The organism is Desulfosporosinus sp. BICA1-9 (assembly GCF_000802135.1).
Genome location: NZ_JUEE01000250.1, coordinates 11,670 through 34,960 on the forward strand (window position 1 = coordinate 11,670; position 23,291 = coordinate 34,960).

The window sequence follows — 23,291 nt, forward strand, 5'->3', positions numbered from 1 at the left end:
GGGGCTCAATCATAACCAAGACATAAAAACTCATGTTTATATTCTATAAAAATTACACGCTGATGTCAAGTTATATTTTGAGGTCCTCAAAGACATCAAACGGAGTTTCTTCCGTGTAGTTCACATGAACAAGGGTTAACCCATGGGCTGGAGCAATCACACGTGCCCGTTTCCGCTCTTGACTGGCGATAATATCCGGAATTTCCTGAGGAAGGATTCGCCCTTTCCCTACATCTATGAGCGTTCCTACCATGATACGAACCATGTGATAAAGAAATCCATCCCCCACACAAGATACCTTTATTAAACGGTGGTCCTCTTTAACCTGACACCGATAAATAGTCCGTTCAAACGTCTTACTTACACCACCAGCAGCTGCAAAGGTTTTGAAATTATGACGACCTTCTAGAAAGCTGGCTGCTAGTTGCATTTTATCAACATTCAAGGGAATAGGTTCATGAGCTGCATAGAGTCGCTGAAAAATATCCGGGATTCGACGATTGTCGATATTATAATCATAACGTTTCCATCTAGCCGACCAACGCGCGTTAAAATCATCGGGTACACGATCTGCCTGAAGGACGCGAATATCTCTTGGTAACAAGCTGTTAAAGGCCTTAGGAATTTTCTCTTCAGGTATCCTTGCAGTTGTCATATAATTCGTGACTTGCCCGGAGGCATGAACACCAGCATCGGTGCGTCCTGCTGTAGCAAGAGTTACCTCTTCTTCTACGAGTCTCGCCCAGGTCGATTCCAGGGTTCCCTGAATGGTTGGGCCATGAGTTTTATCCTGTCGCTGGAAGCCATGATAGTTTGTTCCGTCATAGGCTACTTTCAGACGAATATTTCGCATTAATTTCCTGCCTCCGCGTCAGTGAATTCAGTCTAACCTAATATCAGCAATAATACTCCCCAAACCACTATGACTAGAACTCCAGCATAATCATCAATAGAACGCTCTTGAAGAATAAGAGGTCGGTACTTTCCCGTACAATACCCTCTTGCCATTAGATTTTCAGCAAGTTCTTCTGCTCTTTTCAGACTTAAGAGAAGAAGCGGCACAATAAGTTGCGTTACCTCACTAACGCGTTTAAGCCACGAAGTAGGCCACTCACCTTTTAGTAGTCTCGCCTTCCATAAAATAAAGGCTTCTTCGACGATGAGAGGAATAAATCTCAGTGTCAACGTTAGTAAAAGAGCGAAATCAGAGGCCTTGGGACTGATTCTGATCAGTGGACTAAAAAAATACGCTATTCCTAATCCTTGTTCGAGGGGCCTTGTAACGGCTGAATATAGGCGTGTTAACCCAAAAATCAGTAAAACTCGCCAAAGCAATTCCGCCGCTTGTGTCAAGCCGGTCATGGACCAATGTCCCTGCCAAAAGGCGTTGCCTTCTGGCCAAACCCATCCTATGGACAGTCCATAGAACAACCCCATCCAAAATAAGACCACCATGAGCGAACGATAGAGTCTAAGGGGGGTACGTCCTAAAATAACCAACCCCAAAAGGACAAGGGAAGTTAAGGCAAGCCCCTGCCATTGCGTCATTGTCATTAATAACGACAAGACAGCTAATCCTCCTACCTTTACTCTTGGGTCTAGACGGTGTAAGGTGCTGTTGCTTGGCCAGTAGAGTTCAAAGACTTTAATTTCAAGTCTCCCTCCTTTAACAGCGGACGCCAGCTGCTTGTAATTGCTCCTTATGCTCTTGCCAACACTCTGCTGAACAATCTAATACTATCTTTCCTTCTTCCACCAGCCAAATCCGATCAACATCCTGTATAATTTCTCTCAAGTCATGGGTAACATACAGAATCGTAATATTCTCCAAAGCGGAGATGATGGCTTGAATACTGGCGCGACTCATTACATCGAGTCCTATTAAGGGCTCGTCTAGTAAAAGAATCTCTGGATGAGTTCTCAAAGCAGCAGCCAGAGCAACTTTTTGTCGTTCTCCGCCACTTAGGCGCTCGGGGGAAACCTCGGCTAAGCGTGCCGGGATACCAAAACTTTCGATATATGATAGTCTATCTTGAGTTTTCAGCTTCAAGTTTTTTATAGTGTCCCCATAATAAATTTCGTGGTAGACACTTCGGCCAATGAGGTATTCGCCAGCCTCCTGAAGTAAAAAACGGGTTTTTCTACGCAAAGTATTTAGGGATGACTTTGATAAACGTTCTCCACAAACTGTAAGCTGCCCTTCTGTTGGCAGGATAAAGCCCATAACACTCTCGAGAAGGGTCGTTTTCCCCGAACCTGATGGTCCGACTATACCTACAAATTCGCCGGCTTTAATCACTTTATTAATCGATAAGCGGGATTCAAAATTAGTCTGATTCCACTTAATAATTGGTTGATCTTGCCCCTCCGCTGTGTTAGAGCTCTTCGAGTCATCTGAGTTACCTGAGTCACCTGGGTTATCTGAGTTATACCTGCAGTTCCTGTCATCTATGTCTTTTATTGATGTTTCCGAGTCCTGAAAGTCATTAAAGTATGTCATGTCCAACAAGCTCTGGATACCGTACAACGATTTTACCTGGGTGTCATTAAAGGCTTCACCTGGTTTACTCAAATCATCAAGTTTACCCCCTTGCAAGACTAGCACTCGATCTGCTTTGCTTGCTAATTCTGCATCATGGGTAATCCACAGTTGACCTGTTTCTGGACGGGCCTGCATTAAAAGATCGAGCAGGTTGGCTTGTGATCGGGCATCCAGCATACTTAAGGCCTCGTCTAAAACTAGAAAGGATGGCTGCATTGCTAAGATCGCAGTGGCAACAAGTCTTTGACGTTCCCCTCCTGAAAGGGTAGCAGGAGACTGATCTTCTTTTCCCTGCAGACCTATTGCGCCTGCTAACTCCCGCACTTTGTGCCGCACCCACCTTGGATCTTTGCCAAGGTTCAAAAGTCCAAAGCTTAACTCTTCGGCGACCGTTGCGCCAATCATTTGTCGTCTGGGATGTTGCCCAACAAGCCCGATCTTCTGCCAGCGCTGTACTGTATTCCATGTGCAGACGGTACCATCCACTGTAAACTGGATTTCTCCAACCTCAGGTTCCAATAACCCGGCCAAGAGCCGCGCCAAGGTCGATTTACCTGACCCGTTCGCACCTAATAGAGCAATGATCTCTCCCTGGTGCCAGTCTAAACTTACTCCGTTTAATATATCACGATAACGGATATTCTGCACTTTTAGCACATTCCTATGTTTCACGAGATCACCCCCTCAGATAGTACAGCAAAGACCGGGCATGCTTCACAACGTAAGCAACCCGGTCTTTAACGACACGCATTATACGAGTTCGATGATTACCATGGTGGCAGCATCTCCCCGACGTAAGCCGAGTCTCATGATACGAGTATAGCCTCCCTGACGGTCAGCATATTTCGGCGCAATGGTCTCAAACAATTTTGTTACAACATCTTCATCCATCAGATAAGCCATCGTTAAACGCCGTGCAGCCAGATCGCCTTGTTTGCCAAGTGAAATCATCTTTTCAGCAATGGCATTCAATTCTTTGGCACGTGCTTCAGTCGTTTGAATACGCTCATGTCTTAACAGGGAAGTGACAATGTTACGCAACATTGCCCCGCGATGACCTGTGTTTTTTCCCAACTTGCGGTAAGCCAATTACATTCCCCTCCTTTTGCACCGAATTAGTCCTCGGCAGGTCGGAACGATAAACCTAAATCTTTAAGTTTAAATTCCACTTCTTCCAAAGACTTACGACCAAGGTTACGCACTTTAATCATGTCTTCTTCCGTTTTTTGAGTCAACTCTTCAACCGAGTTAATTCCTGCCCGTTTGAGGCAGTTGTAAGAACGAACGGACAGATCAAGTTCCTCAATCGTCATTTCGAGGATTTTATCTTTGGCTTCTTCTTCCTTTTCCACCAAAACCTCAACGCTATTGAGTTTATCAGTGAGTCCCATGAAAAGGCGCAGATGTTCACTCAGAATTTTAGCTGCCGAACTGGTGGCCTCCTCTGGTGAAATACTGCCATTGGACCATGCTTCAAGAGTTAACTTGTCATAGTCCGTGATTTGACCAACCCGGGTATCCTCTACCGTGTAGTTGACCTTATAAATCGGGGCAAAGATGGAGTCGATAGGGATAACTCCTATGACATGATCTGGCTTCTTGTTCTTGTCAGCTGGAACGTAGCCGCGACCACGTTCAACTGTCATTTCCATGAATAACCGACCATCATGATCTAATGTGGCAATCTTCAAGTCAGTGTTCAAGATCTCAATATCTGGGTCGGTTATGATATCTCCGGCCATTACTACCCCTTCGCCCTGAGCTTCTATACGAATAACTTTAGGTTCATCCGTATAGCCTTTCAGCGCGAGGGACTTAAGATTGAGAATAATGTCCGTTACGTCTTCTAAAACACCCGGAATCGTCGAGAACTCGTGGAGTACCCCTTCGATTTTGACTGATGTTACCGCTGACCCCTCAAGAGAGGATAGTAGAATTCTCCTCAGGGAATTTCCTAAGGTAATTCCATATCCACGCTCCAAAGGTTCAACAATAAATTTTGCATAGGAGTTATCTTCTGAACGCTCGATACACTCGATTCTGGGCTTCTCGATTTCTAACATCGGAATGCACCTTCTTTCTCGGGAACTTGATATACAAACCATCCGACCCATATGGGTAGAACGTCAACATTAACGGGAGTATTTCTCCACGATGAGGTGTTCTTGGATTGGCAGTTGAATATCTTCACGAGTTGGTAGTCCGACTACAGTTCCAGCAGCAGCATTGGAATCCAAGCTTAACCAACCGGGAACAGTACGAGAACCCAGATTTTCAAGAAGTTGTTTCATTCGTGGTGAACTCTTACTACCCTCTTTAACAGCAATAACCTCTCCAGAACGTACTGAATAAGAAGGAATATCAACCTTTTTGCCGTTAATGGTAAAATGGCCATGATTGACAAGTTGTCGAGCTTCTGGGCGGGATGATGCAAAACCCAAATGGAACACGACATTATCGAGTCGACGTTCCAACAAAGCCAGCAGGTTTTCACCCGTTACCCCTTTAGTACGAGCAGCCTCATCAAAGTAGCTTCGGAATTGTTTTTCCATTACACAGTAGATGCGACGAGTTTTTTGTTTCTCTCTTAACTGTAGACCATATTCAGTAGGCTTCTTAGCACGGGCTTGACCGTGTTGACCAGGGGCGTAAGCACGTCGGTCAATCGCGCACTTTCCGGTATAGCAACGTTCCCCTTTGAGGAATAGTTTCATTCCTTCTCGACGGCATAAGCGACAGACTGGTCCTGTATATCTAGCCATGATTACACACCTCCTATACCCTTCTGCGTTTCGGTGGCCGACAGCCATTGTGTGGAATCGGTGTCACGTCTTTAATGAGATTAACTTCTAAACCTGCCGCTTGAAGAGCTCGAATAGCAGCTTCTCGTCCTGCTCCAGGTCCTTTTACGTAGCATTCTACGTCTTTTAAGCCATGTTCCATCGCAACTTTAGCACAGGTTTCTGCAGCCATTTGAGCTGCAAATGGTGTGCTTTTGCGAGATCCTTTAAAACCTAGGGAACCCGCACTGGACCAGGAGAGTGCATTCCCGCTGGTATCCGTAATGGTCACCATGGTATTGTTGAAAGTAGATTTGATATGAGCAATTCCACTTTCAATATTCTTACGTTCCCGGCGTTTTGTCCGGACAACTTTACGTGCCATCTCGGTTATCCCCCCTTTTTACTTTTTGCGTTTTGCTCCAACAGTCTTAGCCGGCCCCTTACGGGTACGAGCATTGGTCTTCGTGCGCTGACCCCGTACAGGAAGTCCACGACGATGGCGTAAGCCACGATAAGAGCCAATTTCCATAAGACGCTTGATATTGAGGGAAACTTCGCGACGCAAGTCGCCTTCAATCTTGAACTCTTTATCAATGACTTCCCGGAGTTTGCTGACCTCGTCTTCCGAGAGGTCACGCACTCGGACATCTGGACTTACGCCTGTTTTGGCGAGAATCTTATGTGAAGTTGGGAGCCCAATCCCAAAAATATAGGTCAGGGCAACCTCTAAACGTTTCTCGCGCGGTAAGTCTACTCCAGCGATACGTGCCATCTAAAATTTACACCTCCAACTATTTAGTTCTGTCTCAATATAAAATCGGTGCAATTGAAGTTTGCACTCCAATCAGCCGCGCAACCGAAACTTTTTAGCCTTGTCTTTGCTTGTGTTTCGGATTTTCACAAATGATCATGACTATACCATGGCGACGAATAATTTTACATTTTTCACAGATCTTTTTAACAGAAGGCTTTACTTTCACTGTAATCCCTCCCTTTGGTCCTTACTTAAACCTGTATGTGATTCGTCCTCGAGATAGATCATAGGGAGAAAGCTCCACTGTGACCCGATCCCCTGGAAGAATCCTGATAAAATTCATACGTATCTTCCCAGAGACATGTGCCAAAACCTTGTGTCCATTGGCTAACTCAACCTGGAACATGGCATTGGGCAACGGCTCCAAGACCTTACCTTCTACTTCAATAACGTCTTCTTTTGACATGCTATCATCCCTCCTCTGACAATCCTATGCCTCGCACCTAACATCGAGTTAGAATTTCTGGGCCATTTTCCGTAATCGCAACCGTGTGTTCGAAATGGGCCGATGGCCGGTTATCTTTGGTAACCACGGTCCAGCGATCCTTTAGCGTCTGCACTTCATGCGTACCCATGTTCACCATGGGCTCAATAGCCAAGGCCATACCTACCTCGAGTCGTGGTCCCCGGCCGGGCTTGCCAAAATTCGGGATCTGGGGATCCTCATGCATGGCCCTACCAATACCGTGCCCAACATAGTCTCGCACTACAGAAAACTTATTCGCTTCCACGTGCTTTTGGACCGCATGTGAGACGTCATAGAGGCGATTACCTATCCTCGCCTGTGAAATTCCCAACATCAGCGATTCTTGAGTCACCTTCAAGAGTGTTTGGATATCTTCATCGACTTCCCCAATAGCTAAGGTTACAGCCGCATCTCCAAAAAAACCATCTTTGTGCGCTCCACAATCTATACTGATAATATCCCCAGAATCTAAATACCTTAAACTGGGTATTCCATGAACAACTTGTTCATTGACAGAGGTACACAGCGTTGCCGGAAAACCATTGTATCCTTTGAACGCTGGTATGGCACCCTGCGCACGAATAAAATTCTCAGCTATGCGATCCAATTCAAGAGTGGTAACCCCAGGCTTAGCGTACTCACGCACTAATTCAAGTGTTTCAGCAACGATTCGCCCTGCATTACGCATTAATTCTAGTTGATTCGCATTTTTCAGCTCAATCATTCTGTTTAGCCCAATGCTTTCAAAATATCCGCAAAAACTTGGTCAATTGGCTGGTCGCCATTAATACGTTTAAGCAAACCTTGTTCTTGATAGAAATTAATCAAAGGTTCAGTCTGCGAATTGTAAACACTTAAACGATTCTGCGCAGTTTCTACGTTGTCATCTGTTCGCTGATAAAGTTCTCCTCCACATTGACCACAAACCCCTTCTTGTTCGGGTTTGTTAAAGACCATGTGATAAGATGATCCACACTTACGGCAGATGCGACGTCCTGTTAAGCGAGGGATTAACACCGCTTCGTCGACTTCAATATTGATCACACCGTCAAGCTTCATGCCGAGTTTATCCAAAATGGCTGCTAGTGCACTGCCTTGCGCCAGAGTACGCGGGAAACCGTCAAGGAGAAATCCTTCGACACAATCCGGCTGAGCTAATCTTTCTGCGACAATTCCAATCGTCACTTCATCTGGAACTAATCCGCCAGCATCCATAAACGATTTGGCTTTTAAACCAAGTGCAGTACCATCTTTAATAGCCGCTCTAAACATGTCACCCGTAGAAATATGAGGGAAATTAAAGCGTTCGACTAGTGGATTAGCTTGAGTTCCTTTACCTGCTCCTGGGCCACCCATTAAGATTATTTTCATCTCTCTCTGCCTCCTCTATTTCATAAACCCTTGATAATGCCTCGACATAAGTTGGGATTCAATCTGTTTCATCGTCTCGAGCGCAACCCCAACTACGATCAGAAGGGAAGTTCCACCAAAATAGATGTTCTTAAGACCAGTGAGTCCAATAACTAGTGTCGGTAAAACTGCAATCAAAGCTAGAAATAAACCACCTGCTAGTGTAATACGGTTTAATATTTTTGATAAATATTCTGCCGTAGGTCGCCCAGGTCGAAGGCCAGGGATGAATCCTCCGTACTTCTTCAAGTTTTCTGCTACGTCAACTGGGTTGAACGTAATCGCTGTGTAGAAGTACGTGAAGAATATGATGAGCGCACCATAAAGCAGTAAATAAGGGATGGAAGTTAGACTACCATTCATGCTAAACCAGACGTTAACAAACCTAGAAAATCCTGAAGTCGGCATCCATGAGGCAATCGTTTGCGGAAATGCCAGTAAGGAAATAGCGAAGATTACCGGAATTACTCCAGCTTGGTTTACTTTGAGTGGGATATGGCTACTCTGTCCTCCATACACTCGACGACCGACTACTCTCTTAGCATACTGAACAGTAACTCGACGTTGCCCTTCATGTACGTAGATAACGCCGGCTATGATAAATGTAACGATGAGCAGCAAGCCGATAATCGACAGGACATTGATTTCTCCAACTCTCAACATACTAAACAGTGAAGTAATGGCGGAAGGGATTTGTGAAACGATTCCTGCAAAGATAATCAGCGAAATACCGTTTCCAATACCCTTTTCAGTGATTGCCTCCCCAAGCCACATCAGAAATGCGGTTCCGGCAGTCAATACTAATGCCACCAGTAGATAAATTGGCCACTTCATAGCAGGGCTAGGAATAGTCAATGCACCACGTATCCCAAAAGTCAGTCCAAATGCCTGAATAAATCCCAAGATAACCGTTGCATAACGTGTGTATTGAGTTATCTTTTTACGCCCATAGTCACCCTCTTTGGAGAGCCGTTCAAGGGATGGTACAACAACCGTCAAGAGCTGAAAAATAATCGAGGCTGTAATATAGGGCGTAATACTCAGGGCAAAGACAGACAAACTTTTGAAGGAACCACCGGAAATCGTGTTCATGAAATTCATCATGGCACCCGATCCGAACATTTCATTCAGAATGTCACGATCAATAAAGGGGGTAGGAATATGTGCTCCAATGCGAAAGATCAGGAACATCAGTAGGGTGTAACCGATTTTTTTCCTGAGATCCGCAACATTCCATGCATTCTTCAGGGAATCGACAATCATCCTATTCCACCTCTACTTTTCCACCCGCCGCAACTATCTTCTCTGCCGCTGCTGGGCTGACTTTGTCAATTTTGACGGTCAGTGCTTTGGTCAATTCCCCTGTTGCTAGAATTTTTACGCCATCTTTGATAGCCTTGATGAGGCCGCTTGCGAAGAGACTTTCAATCGTCACTTCAGCGCCATCTTCAAAACGGTTCAAATCTCGGACATTCACAGCAATAATTTCTTTTCTTGAGATATTATTAAAGCCGCGCTTAGGCATCCTGCGGAACAGTGGGTTTTGCCCGCCTTCAAAACCAGGACGGACACCGCCGCCGGCCCGGGAGTTTTGACCTTTGTGTCCTTTACCGGAAGTTTTTCCATGTCCGGATCCAACTCCACGGCCTAAACGCTTAGGTGCATGTGTTGATCCTTCAGCAGGCTTAAGTTCATGCAGTTTCATGCTTGCCCACACCTCCTTCTATTGAACTTCTGTTTCTACCGTTACCAAGTGCATGCATTTATGAATCATTCCTAGAATTCCAGGACTGTCTTCATGAACAGCGCTTGATCCGACTTTTCCTAAACCAAGTGCTTGTAACACTTTGTGTTGTGCTTTAGAATATCCGATCGGACTCTTTGTCAGTGTCACTTTAACTTTCATGACCGACCCTCCTTAACCTAGAACTTCTGCTACGGTCTTACCTCGGAGTTTGGCAATCTCCTCTGGACGCTTGAGAGATTTTAAAGCTGCCATTGTCGCATTGACCATATTATGAGCGTTTGCTGAACCCAAAGACTTTGTTAGGATATCATGGACTCCAGCAACTTCGAGTACTGCACGAACAGCGCCGCCTGCGATAACTCCGGTTCCTTTAGAAGCAGGCTTTAGCAATACTTGTCCTGCGCCAAAGATTCCAATGATGGGATGAGTAATCGTGGTTCCGTGCATTGGTATATTTACCATGTTCTTCTTCGCATCTTCTACGCCTTTGCGAATTGCCTCAGGCACTTCCCCAGCTTTTCCTAATCCTGCGCCGACACGACCTTGGCCGTCTCCTACAACCACGAGAGCACTAAAGCTGAAACGGCGTCCGCCTTTTACAACTTTGGCAACACGGGCTATATGAACAACCTTTTCATTCATGTCCGACTTATTTGCTTCGAATTTCGCCACTTGATTTTACCTCCTTTACCAAAGCTTAGAAGCTAAGTCCTGCTTCTCGCGCTGATTCTGCCAATGCTGAGATTCGACCGTGATAGATGTTACCCCCGCGATCAAACACTACTTGCGTAATTCCTTTTTCAAGGGCTTTCTTCGCAACCAATTCGCCAACTTTTTGAGCGCCAGCAGTATTTCCACCAGATAGATCTGCAGTTTTAAACTCTGGATCGAGGGAAGAAGCAGCTACAAGTGTCACACCGAGCTCATCATTGATTACTTGAGCGTAGATATGATTCAAGCTTCGAAAAACTGCTAAGCGTGGTCGCTCAGCAACTCCAATGACATTCTTGCGGATGCTCTTATGCTTTTTAATGCGGAGAGCCTTTCGATCTATACGCTTAATCAAAGGGAACTCATTCCTTTCACGATTGGCAAGAGATTTGGCCCTTGCCTAGTTTATTTACTTCTTACCGCCTTTTTTGCCCCCGGTCTTACCGACCTTACGACGGACGACTTCACCTTCGTACTTGATTCCCTTGCCTTTGTAGGGCTCAGGCTCACGCTCAGAACGTACAACCGCTGCGAAGGCACCAACGAGCTCTTTATCCATTCCTTTAACCAAAATTTTATTGGGTGCAGGAACTTCAAAGTCAATTCCCTCAAAAGGAATTAGTTCTACCGGATGTGATTTACCGACCGTTAATACCAGCTTGTTCCCTTGTTTTGAAGCACGGTATCCAACCCCTACCATATCAAGACCCTTGGTAAATCCGTTCGTAACGCCCTCTACCATATTGGCGATCAGCGTACGGGTCAATCCATGTAAGGAGCGGCTCAGTGGTTCATCATTAGGTCTGGTAACAACAATTTGGTTGTCCTCAACCACAATGTTCATTAATGAATGCAATTCTCTCGTTAAAGTTCCTTTCGGTCCTTTAACAGTGACGACGTTTTCCACTATTTTGAAGTCCACTCCACTGGGAATCCCAATGGGGCGCTTGCCAATTCTGGACATTCACTGCACCTCCGTTGCGATAATTACCAAATGTAGGAGATCACTTCTCCGCCAAGGCCCTCTTTTCGAGCTTTCTTATCCGTCATAATTCCCTTTGACGTCGAAATAATTGCAATTCCGAGTCCTCCAAGAACCTTCGGCATTTCATCCTTCTTCGCATAAACGCGAAGTCCCGGACGGCTAATCCGTTTAAGTCCGGTGATAACACGTTCGCGGTTTGGACCATATTTCAAATACATCCGAATCACGCCTTGCTTGTCATCGGCAATGATTTCTACGTCTTTGATGTACCCTTCTGCTTTGAGCAACTCCGCTAGCTCTTTCTTAACGCGAGATGCTGGTACCTCAACTTTATCATGGTAAACCATTCCCGCGTTGCGGATGCGTGTTAAAAAATCTGCAATCGGATCTGACATTGACACTTTAGTCGTCCCCCTTCCTTACAATGTTTTACCAACTGGCCTTCGTGATCCCAGGAAGTTCCCCTTTGTGAGCCAACTCCCGGAAGCAAACCCGGCAAATTCCGAATTTCCGCATGTAAGCATGGGGACGTCCACAAAGCTTGCAACGGTTATGCGAACGTACTGCGAATTTTTGTCCCCTGTTTTGGCGGACAACCATTGATGTCTTAGCCACGTTCTTGAACCTCCTTTTCTCTAATCACGGTATGGCATTCCGAATCCGCGAAGCAACTCACGCGCTTCCTCGTCCGTCTTAGCCGTTGTTACGAAGACTACATCCATTCCACGAAGCTTATCGATCTTGTCATACTCCATTTCTGGGAAGATCAACTGTTCCTTAATTCCTAGTGTGTAATTTCCACGTCCGTCAAAGGCTTTCGCAGAAATACCTCGGAAGTCACGAACACGCGGCAGTGCAACATTTAAGAGTCGATCCATAAATTCATACATCCGTTGACCACGCAAAGTCACTTTACAGCCAATAGGCATTCCTTCACGAAGCTTGAATGTTGAAATGGATTTCTTTGCCCGTGTGACAACCGGTTTTTGTCCCGAGATCTTCATCATGTCTCCAACTGCAGAATCGATCGCTTTGGAGTTTTGAACCGCCTCGCCAACGCCCATGTTAAGCACAATTTTATCCATTTTAGGGATTTGCATAACGTTTTTATAAGCAAACTTCTGCTGTAGGGCAGGAGCTATTTCGTTTTGGTATTTATCTTTCAGACGAGCCACTGAGATCCCTCCTTTCGCAATTAGTGTTTATCCGGGAGATTCACACCGCAATGCTTACAGATGCGAACTTTACCATTTTCCGTCACCTTGACACTGACACGTGTCACGGACTTACACTCTTGACAATATAACATGACGTTTGAACTGGCCATCGGAGCCTCTTTGGAAACAATGCCACCTTGAGGCATACTTTGAGAAGGTTTGGTATGACGCTTAATGAGGTTGGCCTTCTCAACGACCACACGACCCTTCTTGAGAATCACATCGATAACTTTGCCTTTTTTGCCGGCATCCTTACCGCTGATGACCATGACGTAGTCGCCCTTTTTAACGTGGATCTTTGCAGTTTGTACCTTATGCTTTGTAGCAGCCACTTTCTTCACCTCCACCTATCATGGTGTCTTAGATAACTTCCGGTGCCAGGGAAATAATTTTCATATAATTATCGCGAAGTTCGCGCGCAACTGGTCCGAAGATACGGGTGCCACGAGGGCTCTTGTCGTCTTTAATGAGGACAGCTGCGTTTTCGCTAAACCGAATATAGGAACCGTCGGAACGACGAATTTCTTTCCTAGTCCGTACGATAACAGCTTTAACAACTTCCCCTTTTTTGACAACGCCCCCTGGCGTTGCTTGTTTAACCGAAGCAACAATAATATCGCCAATCGTAGCATACCGGCGCATTGATCCGCCCAGCACACGAATACACATTAACTCTTTAGCGCCGGAGTTGTCACCAACTCTAACCCTAGTTTGTACCTGGATCATTCCCATTGACCCCCTTCCGAACTTATATAGACCGTTTTAGAGAGCAGCAACTGATCTCTCAGTAATCTCAACCACACGCCAACACTTATCCTTGCTCAAGAGGCGAGTTTCCATGATCGAAACAGTATCCCCTACGCGGGCATCATTGTTCTCGTCATGAGCCTTATAGTTTTTTGTGCGAGTAATCGATTTTTTGTATACTGGGTGACGTTCGGTAATTTCTACCGATACAACGACAGTTTTATCCATCTTGTCACTGATAACTTTGCCATACCGTAGCTTACGTTGGGCTCTTTCCATGTTAAAATGCCTCCTTTCTCACCTTAGGCACGTTCAATCTTTAACTCGCGTTCGCGAAGTATCGTTTTACCGCGAGCAATTCCTTTGCGGACTTCTCTGATTCGCATTGGGTTATCAAGTTGACCCGTTGCCAATTGGAAACGCAAATTAAACAGTTCGGTTTTGAAGTCGTCGATTTCCTTTAGTACTTCTTCATCTGTTAGATCACGGAAATCTTTAGTTTTCATTTGCGTCACCTCCTTCTTGATCTGCACGGGTAACGAACTTACATTTGATCGGGAGTTTGTGCATGGCTAAGCGGAGAGCCTCACGTGCTTGTTCTTCTGTTACGCCGTTTAACTCAAACATCACGCGACCTGGTTTTACCACTGCAACCCAGTATTCTGGTGAACCTTTACCACTACCCATACGTGTTTCAGCAGGTTTTGCTGTAATAGGCTTATCCGGGAAGATTTTAATCCAGACTTGACCACCCCGTTTAATAAAGCGAGTCATTGCAATACGTGCAGCCTCTATTTGACGGTTCGTAATCCAGGCACTTTCTAAAGCCATAAGACCAAACTCACCAAAAGTAATGGTGTTACCTCGTGTAGCTTTACCAGATAACTTACCACGATGTTGTTTCCGATGTTTCACTCTGGCTGGGACTAGCATTTAGTTTCCTCCTTCCACCTGAGCGACGACCTTCTTGGCGGGAAGAACCTCACCTTTATAAATCCAAACCTTGATACCGATTTTACCGTATGTGGTATTGGCTTCGGCAAATCCGTAGTCAATATCGGCACGTAGTGTATGAAGGGGTACTTTTCCTTCAAGATACCATTCGGTTCGGGCAATTTCAGCTCCAGCCAATCGACCGCTGCATTGAATTTTAATCCCTTGGGCACCTGTCCGCATTGTTCGGCCAACTGTTTGTTTCATGGCCCGACGGAAGGATACACGTTTTTCAAGTTGTAGTGCAATGTTTTCAGCCACCAGTGTGGCGTCCATTTCAGGTTTCTTTATTTCTACAATATTTACAGCGACTTGTTTGCCGGTAATGGCTTCAAGCTGCTTGCGCAAGTTTTCAACTTCTGTACCACCGCGTCCAATGACAATACCTGGTTTGGCAGCATAGACTGAAACTTTGACGCGACTAGCTGCACGTTCTATCTCAACTTTAGGACAACCAGCTTGTTTAAGTTTTTTCTTTACGAACTCCCGAATCTTCAAATCCTCATGAAGGAGTTCCATGTAGTTCTTGCCTGCATACCAACGGCTTTCCCAGTCGCGGATAATTCCGACGCGGAGGCCTTTGGGATTTACCTTTTGACCCACTGTTTAGCCCTCCTTCTTCTCGCCCACAACCACAGTAATGTGACTCGTCCGTTTCCGGATTTGGTCAGCACGTCCCATAGCTCGAGGCTTGATGCGTTTTAAAGTCGGTCCCTGATCCACACAAATTTCAGTAATTATCAATTCATCAACATTCATATCATAGTTGTGTCCTGCATTTGCGACTGCAGACTTCAGTACCTTCACCACATCATCAGTGGATCCGTTGGGTGTAAACTGAAGAATAGCGAACGCATCACTGACCTTTTTGCCGCGGATCAGATTGACCACCTGGCGCACCTTACGAGGAGAGATACGTACATATTTCGCCATTGCTTTTGCTTGCATGTGCCTTAACCTCCTCTCGAATTAACGTAAGCCGCTGGATTTTTCGCTGCCAGCATGGCCCTTATAGGTGCGAGTAGGCGAAAACTCTCCTAGTTTATGCCCGACCATGTCTTCAGTAACATAAACCGGAACATGTTTTCGTCCATCGTGAACCGCAATGGTGAGTCCGACCATTTGCGGGAATATTGTTGAGCGTCTGGACCACGTCTTAATGACGCGCTTTTCACCGGATTCGTTCATTGCTTCTACGCGTTCAAGTAAACGAGGTTCGACGAAAGGTCCTTTTTTAAGAGATCTACTCATTTATGGGCCTCCTTTCGACTACTTACTGCGCCGTTTCACGATAAAGCGATTCGACGGATTTTTCTTTTTCCGTGTTTTAGCTCCCAGAGCAGGTTTGCCCCAAGGAGTGCACGGGTTACGACCAATCGAGTTACGGCCTTCTCCACCACCATGTGGGTGATCGACTGGGTTCATGACAGAACCTCGGACTGTTGGGCGAATTCCCATCCAACGTGATCTTCCAGCTTTACCGACGTTAATATTCTCGTGGTCTAAGTTTCCAACTTGACCGATAGTTGCTCTGCACTCAATTCGAATCATGCGCATTTCACCCGATGGCAGTCTTAAGGTAGCATAGGAGCCTTCTTTAGCCATGAGTTGTGCAGATCCTCCAGCTGAGCGAACCATCTGAGCCCCTTTACCAGGCTTCATTTCAATGTTGTGCAACAATGTACCCACAGGGATATTCTGAAGCGGCAGAGTGTTGCCGACTTTAATATCTGCATCCGGACCAGAAACGATGACTTGATCGACCTGGAGTCCATTCGGTGCTAAGATATACGCTTTGTAACCATCTCGATAGTATAACAAGGCAATATTCGCAGAGCGGTTCGGATCATATTCGATACTCGCAACTCGAGCAGGAATTCCGTCTTTATTACGCTTAAAGTCAATCACGCGGAACATCCGTTTATGTCCGCCACCTTGATGGCGTACACTCAGGCGACCGTCGTTATTTCGTCCAGCCTTATTAGGCAGCGGCTTGACTAAAGAACGTTCTGGCTCGGTCCTGGTTATCTCTTCATAGGTCGACCCAGTCATATTACGACGACTTGGCGACGTTGGTTTATAAGTCTTTATAGCCATGAATTTTCATTTTCCTCCTTTGCTCAAGCTGCTTACAGGCCTGCGAAGTTGTCAATCTTATCTCCGGCTTTAAGCGTGGCAATCGCCTTTTTACGGTTGGAAGTCTTTCCTGCATACTTGCCAACGCGCTTCATTTTACCCTTAACGCTTAATGTACGGATTTCTTCTACGGTCACCTTGAACATTTTTTCTACCGCAGCTTTGATTTCGATTTTGTTCGCAGCTGGATTTACCCAGAAGGTGTATTTATTTTCTTCGACAAGTCCTACAGACTTCTCTGAGATTACCGGACTCTTGAGGACATCACGTGCGTCGCGCATTACGCTAACACCTCCTCTGTTTTAGTTACTGCTGCTTTGGTCATTACAAGGATATCATGGTTAAGGAGATCAACAATATTCATTCCAGCAACATCTGTTGCCTTGACACCTTCAAGGTTACGGGTTGATCTAAACACTGCTTCGTCCAACTCATCCATGACGAACATGGCTTTCTTGTCAACATGAAGTGCTTTGAGTACCTTTACAACCTCACGAGTTTTTGCTTCACCCATACTCAGTACATCTAGGACAATCAGCTGTTGCTCCATTACTTTCGAAGAGAGTGCCGAGTGCAAAGCCAATCGGCGAACTTTTTTAGGTAATTTAAAGCCATATTTACGGGGTTTGGGAGCAAAGATCACACCGCCGCCTCTCCACAACGGAGAGCGAGTGCTACCAGATCGAGCACGACCCGTTCCTTTTTGACGCCATGGTTTACGTCCACCTCCGCGAACTTCGCCACGTAACAACGCAGACTGAGTTCCCCGTCTTGCGCCAGCTAGTTGCGATACGACCGCCGAATGCAGAACGTGGATATTCGGTTGTATTCCAAATATGCTTTCGCTGAGTTCGATTTCTCCAACTTCTTCGCCTAGCATATTTAACACTTGAACTTTCGGCATTGCTTATTCCTCCTTTCTCAGTATTACTTCGCCTTCACAGAAGGCTTCAGAATGAGCAACGACTTATTCGCTCCTGGAACAGATCCTTTGATTAAGATCAGGTTTTTATCCACATCAACCCGGATTACCTCCAGATTTTGTACAGTAATACGTTCGCCACCCATACGTCCTGGCAGCTCACGGCCCTTAAATACACGAGCTGGGCCTTTCGCGCCAAGGGAACCTGTACGACGATGATATTTTGATCCATGCGCCATCGGTCCACGACTTCCATTATGACGCTTGATCATACCTGCGAAGCCCTTTCCCTTAGAAGTGCCAACAACATCAATTTTGTCACCAGCAGTGAATAAATCCGCTTTTACTTCCTGGCCGATTTCATAACTTTCGACATCGCTTACTTTAAACTCACGAACATACCGCATCGGCTTCAGTGAAGCCTTTTGAAAGTGTCCCTTACGCGGCTTATTGCTCAAGGTTTCGCGAAGCATCGAGAAGCCAACCTGAATTGCGTTGTAGCCATCAGTTGCTACAGTCTTCTTTTGAACGACTGGGCATGGACCCGCTTCAACGACAGTAACTGGAACCACACGTCCCTCGGCTGTGAAAACTTGAGTCATACCAATTTTTTTGCCTAAAATTCCTTTTGACACGAATGCCACCTCCTAAACGCCTTGAAGTGCGCCGGATTTACCGGAGCACGAGAGCGCTTGTTTTATTATTTTATCGCTAACCTCTCGGCAACTACTCCACGCTACCGGGTGTTTCACGCGACAAACATAACTATAGTATATCACAGAACATACTATTAAGCTACTTCTAATTTATGGACAATTAGAGTTTAATTTCAATATCTACGCCAGCAGGTAAGTCGAGACGCATCAGGGCATCAACTGTTTTCGGCGTAGGTTCCAAGATGTCAATCAAACGTTTATGAGTGCGCATCTCAAACTGTTCACGCGAATCTTTGTTGACATGAGGTGAGCGCAAAATGGTGTAAATGTTCTTCTCAGTCGGAAGTGGAATAGGACCACTAACCTGTGCACCAGTTCGCTTGGCAGTCTCGACAATGCGCTCTGCTGATTGGTCGAGAGCTTTGTGATCATATGCTTTAAGCCGGATTCTTATCTTTTGGCTCATTAGTATAAATACCTCCTCGTAATTCCCGTTATACGGGCTTTAAGCGTAAAAATTCCCTGATTCAGCGGAGTCACCTGGCAGCAACCTCTTACGCCTTACCTGAAATCAGAAGTCAGATGCCATCGAGGCCGTAGCTCAGATGCCAGAGGGCGGATTGAACAGTCCTCATAAAAAGGGCACCCTTATCTGAACTTTGTTGTAGAGAGGAAGAAATTCTTCCTCTCTACAAGATCCCTTAGTTCAATTAGCCAGTAATTTTGGCAACGATGCCTGAACCAACGGTACGGCCACCCTCACGGATAGCAAAGCGAAGTCCTTCTTCCATAGCGATTGGTGTGATAAGTTCAACATCAATCGTCACGCGGTCTCCTGGCATAACCATTTCAGTACCTTCTGGGAGTGTGATTACACCGGTTACGTCCGTTGTCCGGAAGTAGAATTGGGGGCGATAGTTATGGAAGAATGGAGTGTGACGTCCACCCTCTTCTTTATTCAAAACGTAGACCTCACCAGAGAACTTGGTGTGAGGTTTGATACTACCTGCTTTGGCTAACACTTGTCCGCGCTCAATGTCTTTACGCTCAACTCCACGAAGTAGAGCTCCAATGTTGTCTCCAGCTTGAGCTGAATCAAGAAGTTTACGGAACATTTCAACGCCTGTTACGACAGTCTTGCGAGCAGCGTCAGTCAAACCAACGATTTCGACCTCGTCACCGACTTTAACTCGTCCGCGGTCAACACGACCTGTAGCAACGGTTCCACGTCCAGTAATTGTAAAGACATCCTCGACAGGCATTAAGAAAGGCTTGTCAGTGTCACGTGCTGGAGTCGGGATATAGGAATCAACAGCATCCATGAGATTCCATATTTTTCCACACCACTCGCACTCGCGTTTTCCACAACCACATTGAAGTGCTTTCAGTCCTGAACCAGGAACGATGGGAACATTGTCGCCATCATACTCTTGCGCAGTTAAAAGTTCACGAAGTTCCATTTCAACAAGTTCGATGAGTTCTTCATCGTCAACCATGTCTACTTTGTTCAGCCAAACGACGATACTAGGAACACCAACTTGGCGGGCCAAGAGGATGTGCTCACGGGTCTGAGGCATAGGGCCATCAGCAGCGGAAACGCAAAGGATTGCGCCGTCCATCTGAGCAGCACCGGTGATCATGTTTTTAACATAGTCAGCGTGTCCTGGGCAGTCGACGTGTGCATAGTGACGGTTATCTGTTTCATACTCTACGTGTGCTGTTGAAATAGTAATCCCACGCTCACGCTCTTCTGGAGCTTTGTCGATTTGGTCGAAGGCTGTAGCTACAGCACCACCGTGTTTGGAAAGAACAACAGTGATCGCTGCTGTAGTGGTGGTTTTACCGTGGTCGACGTGTCCAATGGTTCCTACGTTAACATGTGGTTTAGTACGTTCGTATTTCGCTTTTCCCATTTTTTTCACTCCTTTAAAATAATAGTAACTTTATAATTCAGTGAGGTTGCGAAGTTCGGACTTTAGAGTTCGAACTTCATTTAATGCCTCGAACCTCGCCTATGACCCATGGCGCTTGGCAATAATGCCATCAGCGATGCCTTTGGGGACTTCCTCATAGTGATCGAATTGCATCACATAGACTCCACGTCCTTGAGTTGCGGAACGCAAGTCGGTTGAATAACCAAACATTTCAGAAAGTGGAACAAATCCCCTAACAACCTGAGTATTGCCACGCGCTTCCATTCCTTCAATCCGTCCTCGGCGCGAGCTAATATCGCCGATGACATCTCCCATGTATTCTTCAGGAACAGTCACTTCTACTTTCATGACTGGCTCAATGATCGCAGGGTCTGCCTTCAGTGCTCCAGCTTTAAATGCCATGGATCCGGCAATTTTAAAGGCCATTTCTGAAGAGTCAACATCGTGGTAAGAACCATCATAAACGGTTGCCCGTAAATCAAGAACTGGATATCCGGCCAGAATACCATTTTGCAAGGCTTCTTGGATACCGGCACCAATCGGGTTAATATACTCCCTAGGAATAACGCCGCCGACCACCTTGTTGACAAATTCAAAGCCGCTTCCGGGTTCAAGTGGCATAAGTTCAACCCAACAGTGACCGTATTGTCCACGTCCACCAGACTGACGAACAAACTTTCCTTCGGCTTTGACCGTCTTCCGAATGGTTTCTTTGTAAGCAACTTGTGGACGTCCTACATCACATTGTACTTTGAACTCCCGCTGTAAACGGTCAACGATAATCTCAAGATGGAGTTCACCCATCCCCCCAATAATCGTCTGTCCTGTTTCAGTATCCGTATGCATTTTAAAGGTAGGATCTTCTTCCGCAAGACGAGAGAGTGCGCCGCCCATTTTTTCCTGGTCGACTTTAGTTTTAGGCTCGATAGCCACGTGAATAACCGGTTCAGGGAAGACCATTCTTTCAAGAATAATAGGAGTCTTCTCATCGCATAAAGTATCACCCGTTGTAGTGTCTTTCAGACCAATTGCGGCAGCAATGTCTCCTGAACGAACCTCTTGAATATCCTCACGGTGATTGGCGTGCATTTGGAGTATCCGTCCAATACGTTCTTTCTTGCCTTTAGTTGAGTTATAGACATAAGATCCTGCACTCAACACACCCGAATATACTCTGAAAAACGCTAACTTACCAACGAATGGGTCAGACATGATCTTGAAGGCCAACGCCGAAAATGGTTCAGAGTCAGAAGCTGTCCTATGATCTTCCTCTCCCGTATCAGGATGCACTCCATTAATAGGTGGTACATCTAGTGGGGAAGGCATATAGTCCACCACCGCATCCAAGAGCGGCTGTACACCTTTATTCTTGAAAGCAGATCCACACAGAACTGGGATGAACTTATTCCCGATAACTCCGCGGCGTATACCTTCGCGAATTTCTTGTTCAGTGATTTCTGTTCCCTCAAGATACTTCATCATGAGTTCTTCACTTGTTTCGGCGACAGCTTCAATTAATTTCTCACGATATTCGTTAGCCATTTCGACTAAGTCATCCGCGATCTGATTGTGCTCTTCGGTCTTGCCTAAGTCGTCAGTATAGATAGTCGTTGTCATAGAGACGAGATCGACAATCCCTTTGAAGTTTTCCTCACTACCAACCGGTAACTGAATTGGAACAGGGTTTGCTCCTAAGCGGTCTTTAATCATTGAAACACCGCGGAAGAAGTCAGCCCCTAAACGATCCATTTTATTAATAAAAGCTAAACGCGGAACTTTGTATTTATCTGCTTGACGCCAAACAGTTTCGGATTGAGGTTCTACCCCGCCAACGGAGCAAAACACAGCCACTGCGCCATCAAGAACGCGCAGAGATCGTTCGACCTCCACAGTGAAGTCCACGTGCCCTGGTGTGTCGATAATGTTAACGCGATTATTTCTCCACTCACAGGTTGTAGCAGCAGACGTAATGGTGATGCCACGTTCCTGCTCCTGGATCATCCAGTCCATGGTCGCTGCGCCATCATGAACTTCGCCAATTTTATGCACACGTCCGGTGTAGAAAAGAATTCGTTCTGTGACGGTTGTTTTTCCGGCGTCAATGTGCGCCATAATTCCTATATTGCGCGTATTGTCTAGTGAAAATGCTCTTGCCACTGTGATTCACCCTTTCTGTCAAAGTCAGTATGCATCAAATTACCATTTGTAATGCGCAAAAGCCTTATTGGCCTCGGCCATTTTATGCATATCATCTTTCTTCTTGACAGAACCACCAGTGTTGTTAGAGGCATCAAGTAACTCTCCAGCGATCTTCTCTTGCATTGTTTTTTCACCGCGCTTACGCGCCATGGCAACAAGCCAACGAAGACCCAGAGTCGTACGACGTTCTGCACGCACTTCAATGGGGACTTGATAATTCGCACCACCAACACGGCGAGCCTTTACTTCTAAGACTGGCATAACATTTTTCAGGGCAGTGGAGAAGACTTCAAGTGGATCTTTACCAGACTTTTCCTGAATCATATTAAAGGCGCTATAGCAAATAGCCTCTGCCGTTCCTTTTTTACCATCTAACATAATCTGATTAATAAACTTGGTTAAAATTTGATTCTTGTAAATCGGATCAGGCAGAACTTCTCGTTTTGCAACATATCCCTTACGTGGCATAATTTTCCCTCCTTTTTATCGTATTTCCGATCATCAGCATAAGCTTAAACTTAGGCTTTTTTCGGTCGTTTTGCACCATATTTAGAGCGACCTTGTGCTCGTTTCTGAACAGCAGTTGTATCCAAAGCTCCACGGATAACGTGATAGCGTACACCTGGGATGTCCTTAACACGACCACCGCGGATCAGAACCACGGAGTGCTCTTGCAGATTGTGTCCGATTCCCGGAATATAAGTGGTTACCTCAAGCCCATTGGTCAAGCGCACACGAGCTACCTTACGAAGTGCAGAGTTAGGCTTTTTAGGAGTTGTAGTATAAACCCTTGTACAGACTCCTCGTTTTTGAGGGGATCCTCCTGATGGATATTGCTTACGTCTAAGGGAGTTATAGCCCCACTGTAAAGCTGGAGCTGTCGATTTTTGCTCGATTGAACTACGTCCTTTACGGATGAGTTGGTTAATTGTCGGCATGTCTCCGCCTCCTTTCTAATGAAATCAATATACAAGGAATTGCTTGCAGCAGCATTTTACAAGCAATTCCAAAATCCGCTTATGTGTTCCA

General features: G+C 45.8%; 38 protein-coding genes. All 38 read right to left on the minus strand.

Annotated features, from left to right (window positions below; genetic code table 11):
• Positions 1–70: 70 nt before the first annotated feature.
• Positions 71–853, minus strand: coding sequence for a tRNA pseudouridine(38-40) synthase TruA (gene truA, locus JL57_RS31070; protein WP_034145744.1), 783 nt, complete (start codon positions 851–853; stop codon positions 71–73).
• Between the two features lie 32 nt (positions 854–885).
• Positions 886–1,683, minus strand: coding sequence for an energy-coupling factor transporter transmembrane protein EcfT (locus JL57_RS31075; protein WP_366557142.1), 798 nt, complete (start codon positions 1,681–1,683; stop codon positions 886–888).
• Positions 1,667–3,214: an ABC transporter ATP-binding protein gene (locus JL57_RS31080; protein ID WP_291300805.1), complete on the minus strand. Its 1,548-nt coding sequence runs from the start codon at positions 3,212–3,214 to the stop codon at positions 1,667–1,669. The genes JL57_RS31075 and JL57_RS31080 overlap by 17 nt, the downstream gene beginning before the upstream one ends.
• A 78-nt stretch (positions 3,215–3,292) precedes the next feature.
• Positions 3,293–3,631, minus strand: a complete 339-nt coding sequence (gene rplQ / locus JL57_RS31085; protein ID WP_034145746.1) for a 50S ribosomal protein L17 — start codon at positions 3,629–3,631, stop codon at positions 3,293–3,295.
• Between the two features lie 26 nt (positions 3,632–3,657).
• Positions 3,658–4,605 (minus strand): DNA-directed RNA polymerase subunit alpha, encoded by a 948-nt coding sequence (locus JL57_RS31090; RefSeq protein WP_034145747.1) that lies wholly within the window; start codon positions 4,603–4,605, stop codon positions 3,658–3,660.
• 69 nt (positions 4,606–4,674) lie between these two features.
• The gene (gene rpsD / locus JL57_RS31095; RefSeq protein WP_034145748.1) at positions 4,675–5,304 is read right to left on the minus strand and encodes a 30S ribosomal protein S4; all 630 of its coding nucleotides are present in this window, start codon (positions 5,302–5,304) and stop codon (positions 4,675–4,677) included.
• Positions 5,305–5,317: 13 nt separating this feature from the next.
• Complete coding sequence (gene rpsK / locus JL57_RS31100; RefSeq protein ID WP_007778485.1) at positions 5,318–5,707, minus strand: 30S ribosomal protein S11; 390 nt, start codon at positions 5,705–5,707, stop codon at positions 5,318–5,320.
• Between the two features lie 18 nt (positions 5,708–5,725).
• On the minus strand, positions 5,726–6,097 hold the full coding sequence (gene rpsM, locus JL57_RS31105; protein ID WP_034145749.1) for a 30S ribosomal protein S13: 372 nt from the start codon (positions 6,095–6,097) through the stop codon (positions 5,726–5,728).
• Between the two features lie 94 nt (positions 6,098–6,191).
• Positions 6,192–6,305 (minus strand): 50S ribosomal protein L36, encoded by a 114-nt coding sequence (gene rpmJ, locus JL57_RS31110; protein WP_034145750.1) that lies wholly within the window; start codon positions 6,303–6,305, stop codon positions 6,192–6,194.
• Positions 6,306–6,326: 21 nt separating this feature from the next.
• Positions 6,327–6,545: a translation initiation factor IF-1 gene (gene infA / locus JL57_RS31115; protein WP_007778476.1), complete on the minus strand. Its 219-nt coding sequence runs from the start codon at positions 6,543–6,545 to the stop codon at positions 6,327–6,329.
• Between the two features lie 37 nt (positions 6,546–6,582).
• A complete protein-coding gene (gene map / locus JL57_RS31120) occupies positions 6,583–7,329 on the minus strand; it encodes a type I methionyl aminopeptidase (protein ID WP_034145751.1) in 747 nt (248 codons plus the stop codon).
• A 5-nt stretch (positions 7,330–7,334) separates the two neighbouring features.
• Positions 7,335–7,976: an adenylate kinase gene (locus tag JL57_RS31125; protein WP_034145752.1), complete on the minus strand. Its 642-nt coding sequence runs from the start codon at positions 7,974–7,976 to the stop codon at positions 7,335–7,337.
• Between the two features lie 15 nt (positions 7,977–7,991).
• Positions 7,992–9,278, minus strand: coding sequence for a preprotein translocase subunit SecY (gene secY, locus JL57_RS31130; protein ID WP_034145753.1), 1,287 nt, complete (start codon positions 9,276–9,278; stop codon positions 7,992–7,994).
• A gap of 1 nt (position 9,279) precedes the next feature.
• Positions 9,280–9,720 carry a 50S ribosomal protein L15 gene (rplO, locus tag JL57_RS31135; RefSeq protein ID WP_034145754.1) on the minus strand — a complete coding sequence of 147 codons (441 nt, stop codon included), beginning with the start codon at positions 9,718–9,720 and terminating at the stop codon, positions 9,280–9,282.
• A gap of 18 nt (positions 9,721–9,738) precedes the next feature.
• A complete protein-coding gene (rpmD, locus tag JL57_RS31140; protein WP_034145755.1) occupies positions 9,739–9,921 on the minus strand; it encodes a 50S ribosomal protein L30 in 183 nt (60 codons plus the stop codon).
• A 12-nt stretch (positions 9,922–9,933) separates the two neighbouring features.
• The gene (rpsE, locus tag JL57_RS31145; protein WP_034145756.1) at positions 9,934–10,434 is read right to left on the minus strand and encodes a 30S ribosomal protein S5; all 501 of its coding nucleotides are present in this window, start codon (positions 10,432–10,434) and stop codon (positions 9,934–9,936) included.
• 25 nt (positions 10,435–10,459) lie between these two features.
• Positions 10,460–10,828, minus strand: a complete 369-nt coding sequence (gene rplR / locus JL57_RS31150) for a 50S ribosomal protein L18 (protein ID WP_034145757.1) — start codon at positions 10,826–10,828, stop codon at positions 10,460–10,462.
• Positions 10,829–10,882: 54 nt separating this feature from the next.
• Entirely contained in the window at positions 10,883–11,437 is a 555-nt protein-coding gene (gene rplF / locus JL57_RS31155) for a 50S ribosomal protein L6 (protein ID WP_034145758.1), read from the minus strand.
• 23 nt (positions 11,438–11,460) lie between these two features.
• Entirely contained in the window at positions 11,461–11,859 is a 399-nt protein-coding gene (gene rpsH / locus JL57_RS31160; protein ID WP_034145759.1) for a 30S ribosomal protein S8, read from the minus strand.
• A 28-nt stretch (positions 11,860–11,887) separates the two neighbouring features.
• Positions 11,888–12,073: a type Z 30S ribosomal protein S14 gene (locus JL57_RS31165; protein ID WP_034145760.1), complete on the minus strand. Its 186-nt coding sequence runs from the start codon at positions 12,071–12,073 to the stop codon at positions 11,888–11,890.
• A 20-nt stretch (positions 12,074–12,093) separates the two neighbouring features.
• Entirely contained in the window at positions 12,094–12,633 is a 540-nt protein-coding gene (gene rplE, locus JL57_RS31170) for a 50S ribosomal protein L5 (protein ID WP_034145761.1), read from the minus strand.
• A gap of 20 nt (positions 12,634–12,653) precedes the next feature.
• Entirely contained in the window at positions 12,654–13,007 is a 354-nt protein-coding gene (gene rplX, locus JL57_RS31175; protein ID WP_034145762.1) for a 50S ribosomal protein L24, read from the minus strand.
• Between the two features lie 28 nt (positions 13,008–13,035).
• Complete coding sequence (gene rplN, locus JL57_RS31180) at positions 13,036–13,401, minus strand: 50S ribosomal protein L14 (RefSeq protein WP_034145763.1); 366 nt, start codon at positions 13,399–13,401, stop codon at positions 13,036–13,038.
• Positions 13,402–13,437: 36 nt separating this feature from the next.
• Positions 13,438–13,701 carry a 30S ribosomal protein S17 gene (rpsQ, locus tag JL57_RS31185; protein ID WP_034145764.1) on the minus strand — a complete coding sequence of 88 codons (264 nt, stop codon included), beginning with the start codon at positions 13,699–13,701 and terminating at the stop codon, positions 13,438–13,440.
• Positions 13,702–13,724: 23 nt separating this feature from the next.
• Entirely contained in the window at positions 13,725–13,928 is a 204-nt protein-coding gene (rpmC, locus tag JL57_RS31190; protein WP_034145765.1) for a 50S ribosomal protein L29, read from the minus strand.
• A complete protein-coding gene (rplP, locus tag JL57_RS31195) occupies positions 13,918–14,355 on the minus strand; it encodes a 50S ribosomal protein L16 (protein ID WP_034145766.1) in 438 nt (145 codons plus the stop codon). The genes rpmC and rplP overlap by 11 nt, the downstream gene beginning before the upstream one ends.
• The gene (rpsC, locus tag JL57_RS31200; RefSeq protein WP_034145767.1) at positions 14,356–15,018 is read right to left on the minus strand and encodes a 30S ribosomal protein S3; all 663 of its coding nucleotides are present in this window, start codon (positions 15,016–15,018) and stop codon (positions 14,356–14,358) included. It lies immediately after the preceding gene.
• A gap of 3 nt (positions 15,019–15,021) precedes the next feature.
• Entirely contained in the window at positions 15,022–15,363 is a 342-nt protein-coding gene (gene rplV, locus JL57_RS31205; protein ID WP_034145768.1) for a 50S ribosomal protein L22, read from the minus strand.
• Between the two features lie 21 nt (positions 15,364–15,384).
• Complete coding sequence (gene rpsS, locus JL57_RS31210) at positions 15,385–15,666, minus strand: 30S ribosomal protein S19 (protein ID WP_034145769.1); 282 nt, start codon at positions 15,664–15,666, stop codon at positions 15,385–15,387.
• Positions 15,667–15,684: 18 nt separating this feature from the next.
• The gene (rplB, locus tag JL57_RS31215) at positions 15,685–16,512 is read right to left on the minus strand and encodes a 50S ribosomal protein L2 (RefSeq protein WP_034145770.1); all 828 of its coding nucleotides are present in this window, start codon (positions 16,510–16,512) and stop codon (positions 15,685–15,687) included.
• A 32-nt stretch (positions 16,513–16,544) separates the two neighbouring features.
• Positions 16,545–16,832, minus strand: coding sequence for a 50S ribosomal protein L23 (gene rplW / locus JL57_RS31220; RefSeq protein ID WP_034145771.1), 288 nt, complete (start codon positions 16,830–16,832; stop codon positions 16,545–16,547).
• The gene (rplD, locus tag JL57_RS31225; protein WP_034145772.1) at positions 16,832–17,455 is read right to left on the minus strand and encodes a 50S ribosomal protein L4; all 624 of its coding nucleotides are present in this window, start codon (positions 17,453–17,455) and stop codon (positions 16,832–16,834) included. Before rplD ends, rplW begins: the two co-directional genes overlap by 1 nt.
• A gap of 23 nt (positions 17,456–17,478) precedes the next feature.
• Positions 17,479–18,108 carry a 50S ribosomal protein L3 gene (gene rplC / locus JL57_RS31230; protein WP_034145773.1) on the minus strand — a complete coding sequence of 210 codons (630 nt, stop codon included), beginning with the start codon at positions 18,106–18,108 and terminating at the stop codon, positions 17,479–17,481.
• Positions 18,109–18,289: 181 nt separating this feature from the next.
• A complete protein-coding gene (gene rpsJ / locus JL57_RS31235) occupies positions 18,290–18,595 on the minus strand; it encodes a 30S ribosomal protein S10 (RefSeq protein ID WP_034145774.1) in 306 nt (101 codons plus the stop codon).
• 244 nt (positions 18,596–18,839) lie between these two features.
• The gene (gene tuf / locus JL57_RS31240; protein WP_034145775.1) at positions 18,840–20,042 is read right to left on the minus strand and encodes an elongation factor Tu; all 1,203 of its coding nucleotides are present in this window, start codon (positions 20,040–20,042) and stop codon (positions 18,840–18,842) included.
• Positions 20,043–20,141: 99 nt separating this feature from the next.
• On the minus strand, positions 20,142–22,220 hold the full coding sequence (fusA, locus tag JL57_RS31245; protein ID WP_034145776.1) for an elongation factor G: 2,079 nt from the start codon (positions 22,218–22,220) through the stop codon (positions 20,142–20,144).
• 39 nt (positions 22,221–22,259) lie between these two features.
• Complete coding sequence (rpsG, locus tag JL57_RS31250; protein ID WP_034145777.1) at positions 22,260–22,730, minus strand: 30S ribosomal protein S7; 471 nt, start codon at positions 22,728–22,730, stop codon at positions 22,260–22,262.
• A 50-nt stretch (positions 22,731–22,780) separates the two neighbouring features.
• Positions 22,781–23,200, minus strand: coding sequence for a 30S ribosomal protein S12 (gene rpsL / locus JL57_RS31255; RefSeq protein WP_034145778.1), 420 nt, complete (start codon positions 23,198–23,200; stop codon positions 22,781–22,783).
• Positions 23,201–23,291: the final 91 nt, after the last annotated feature.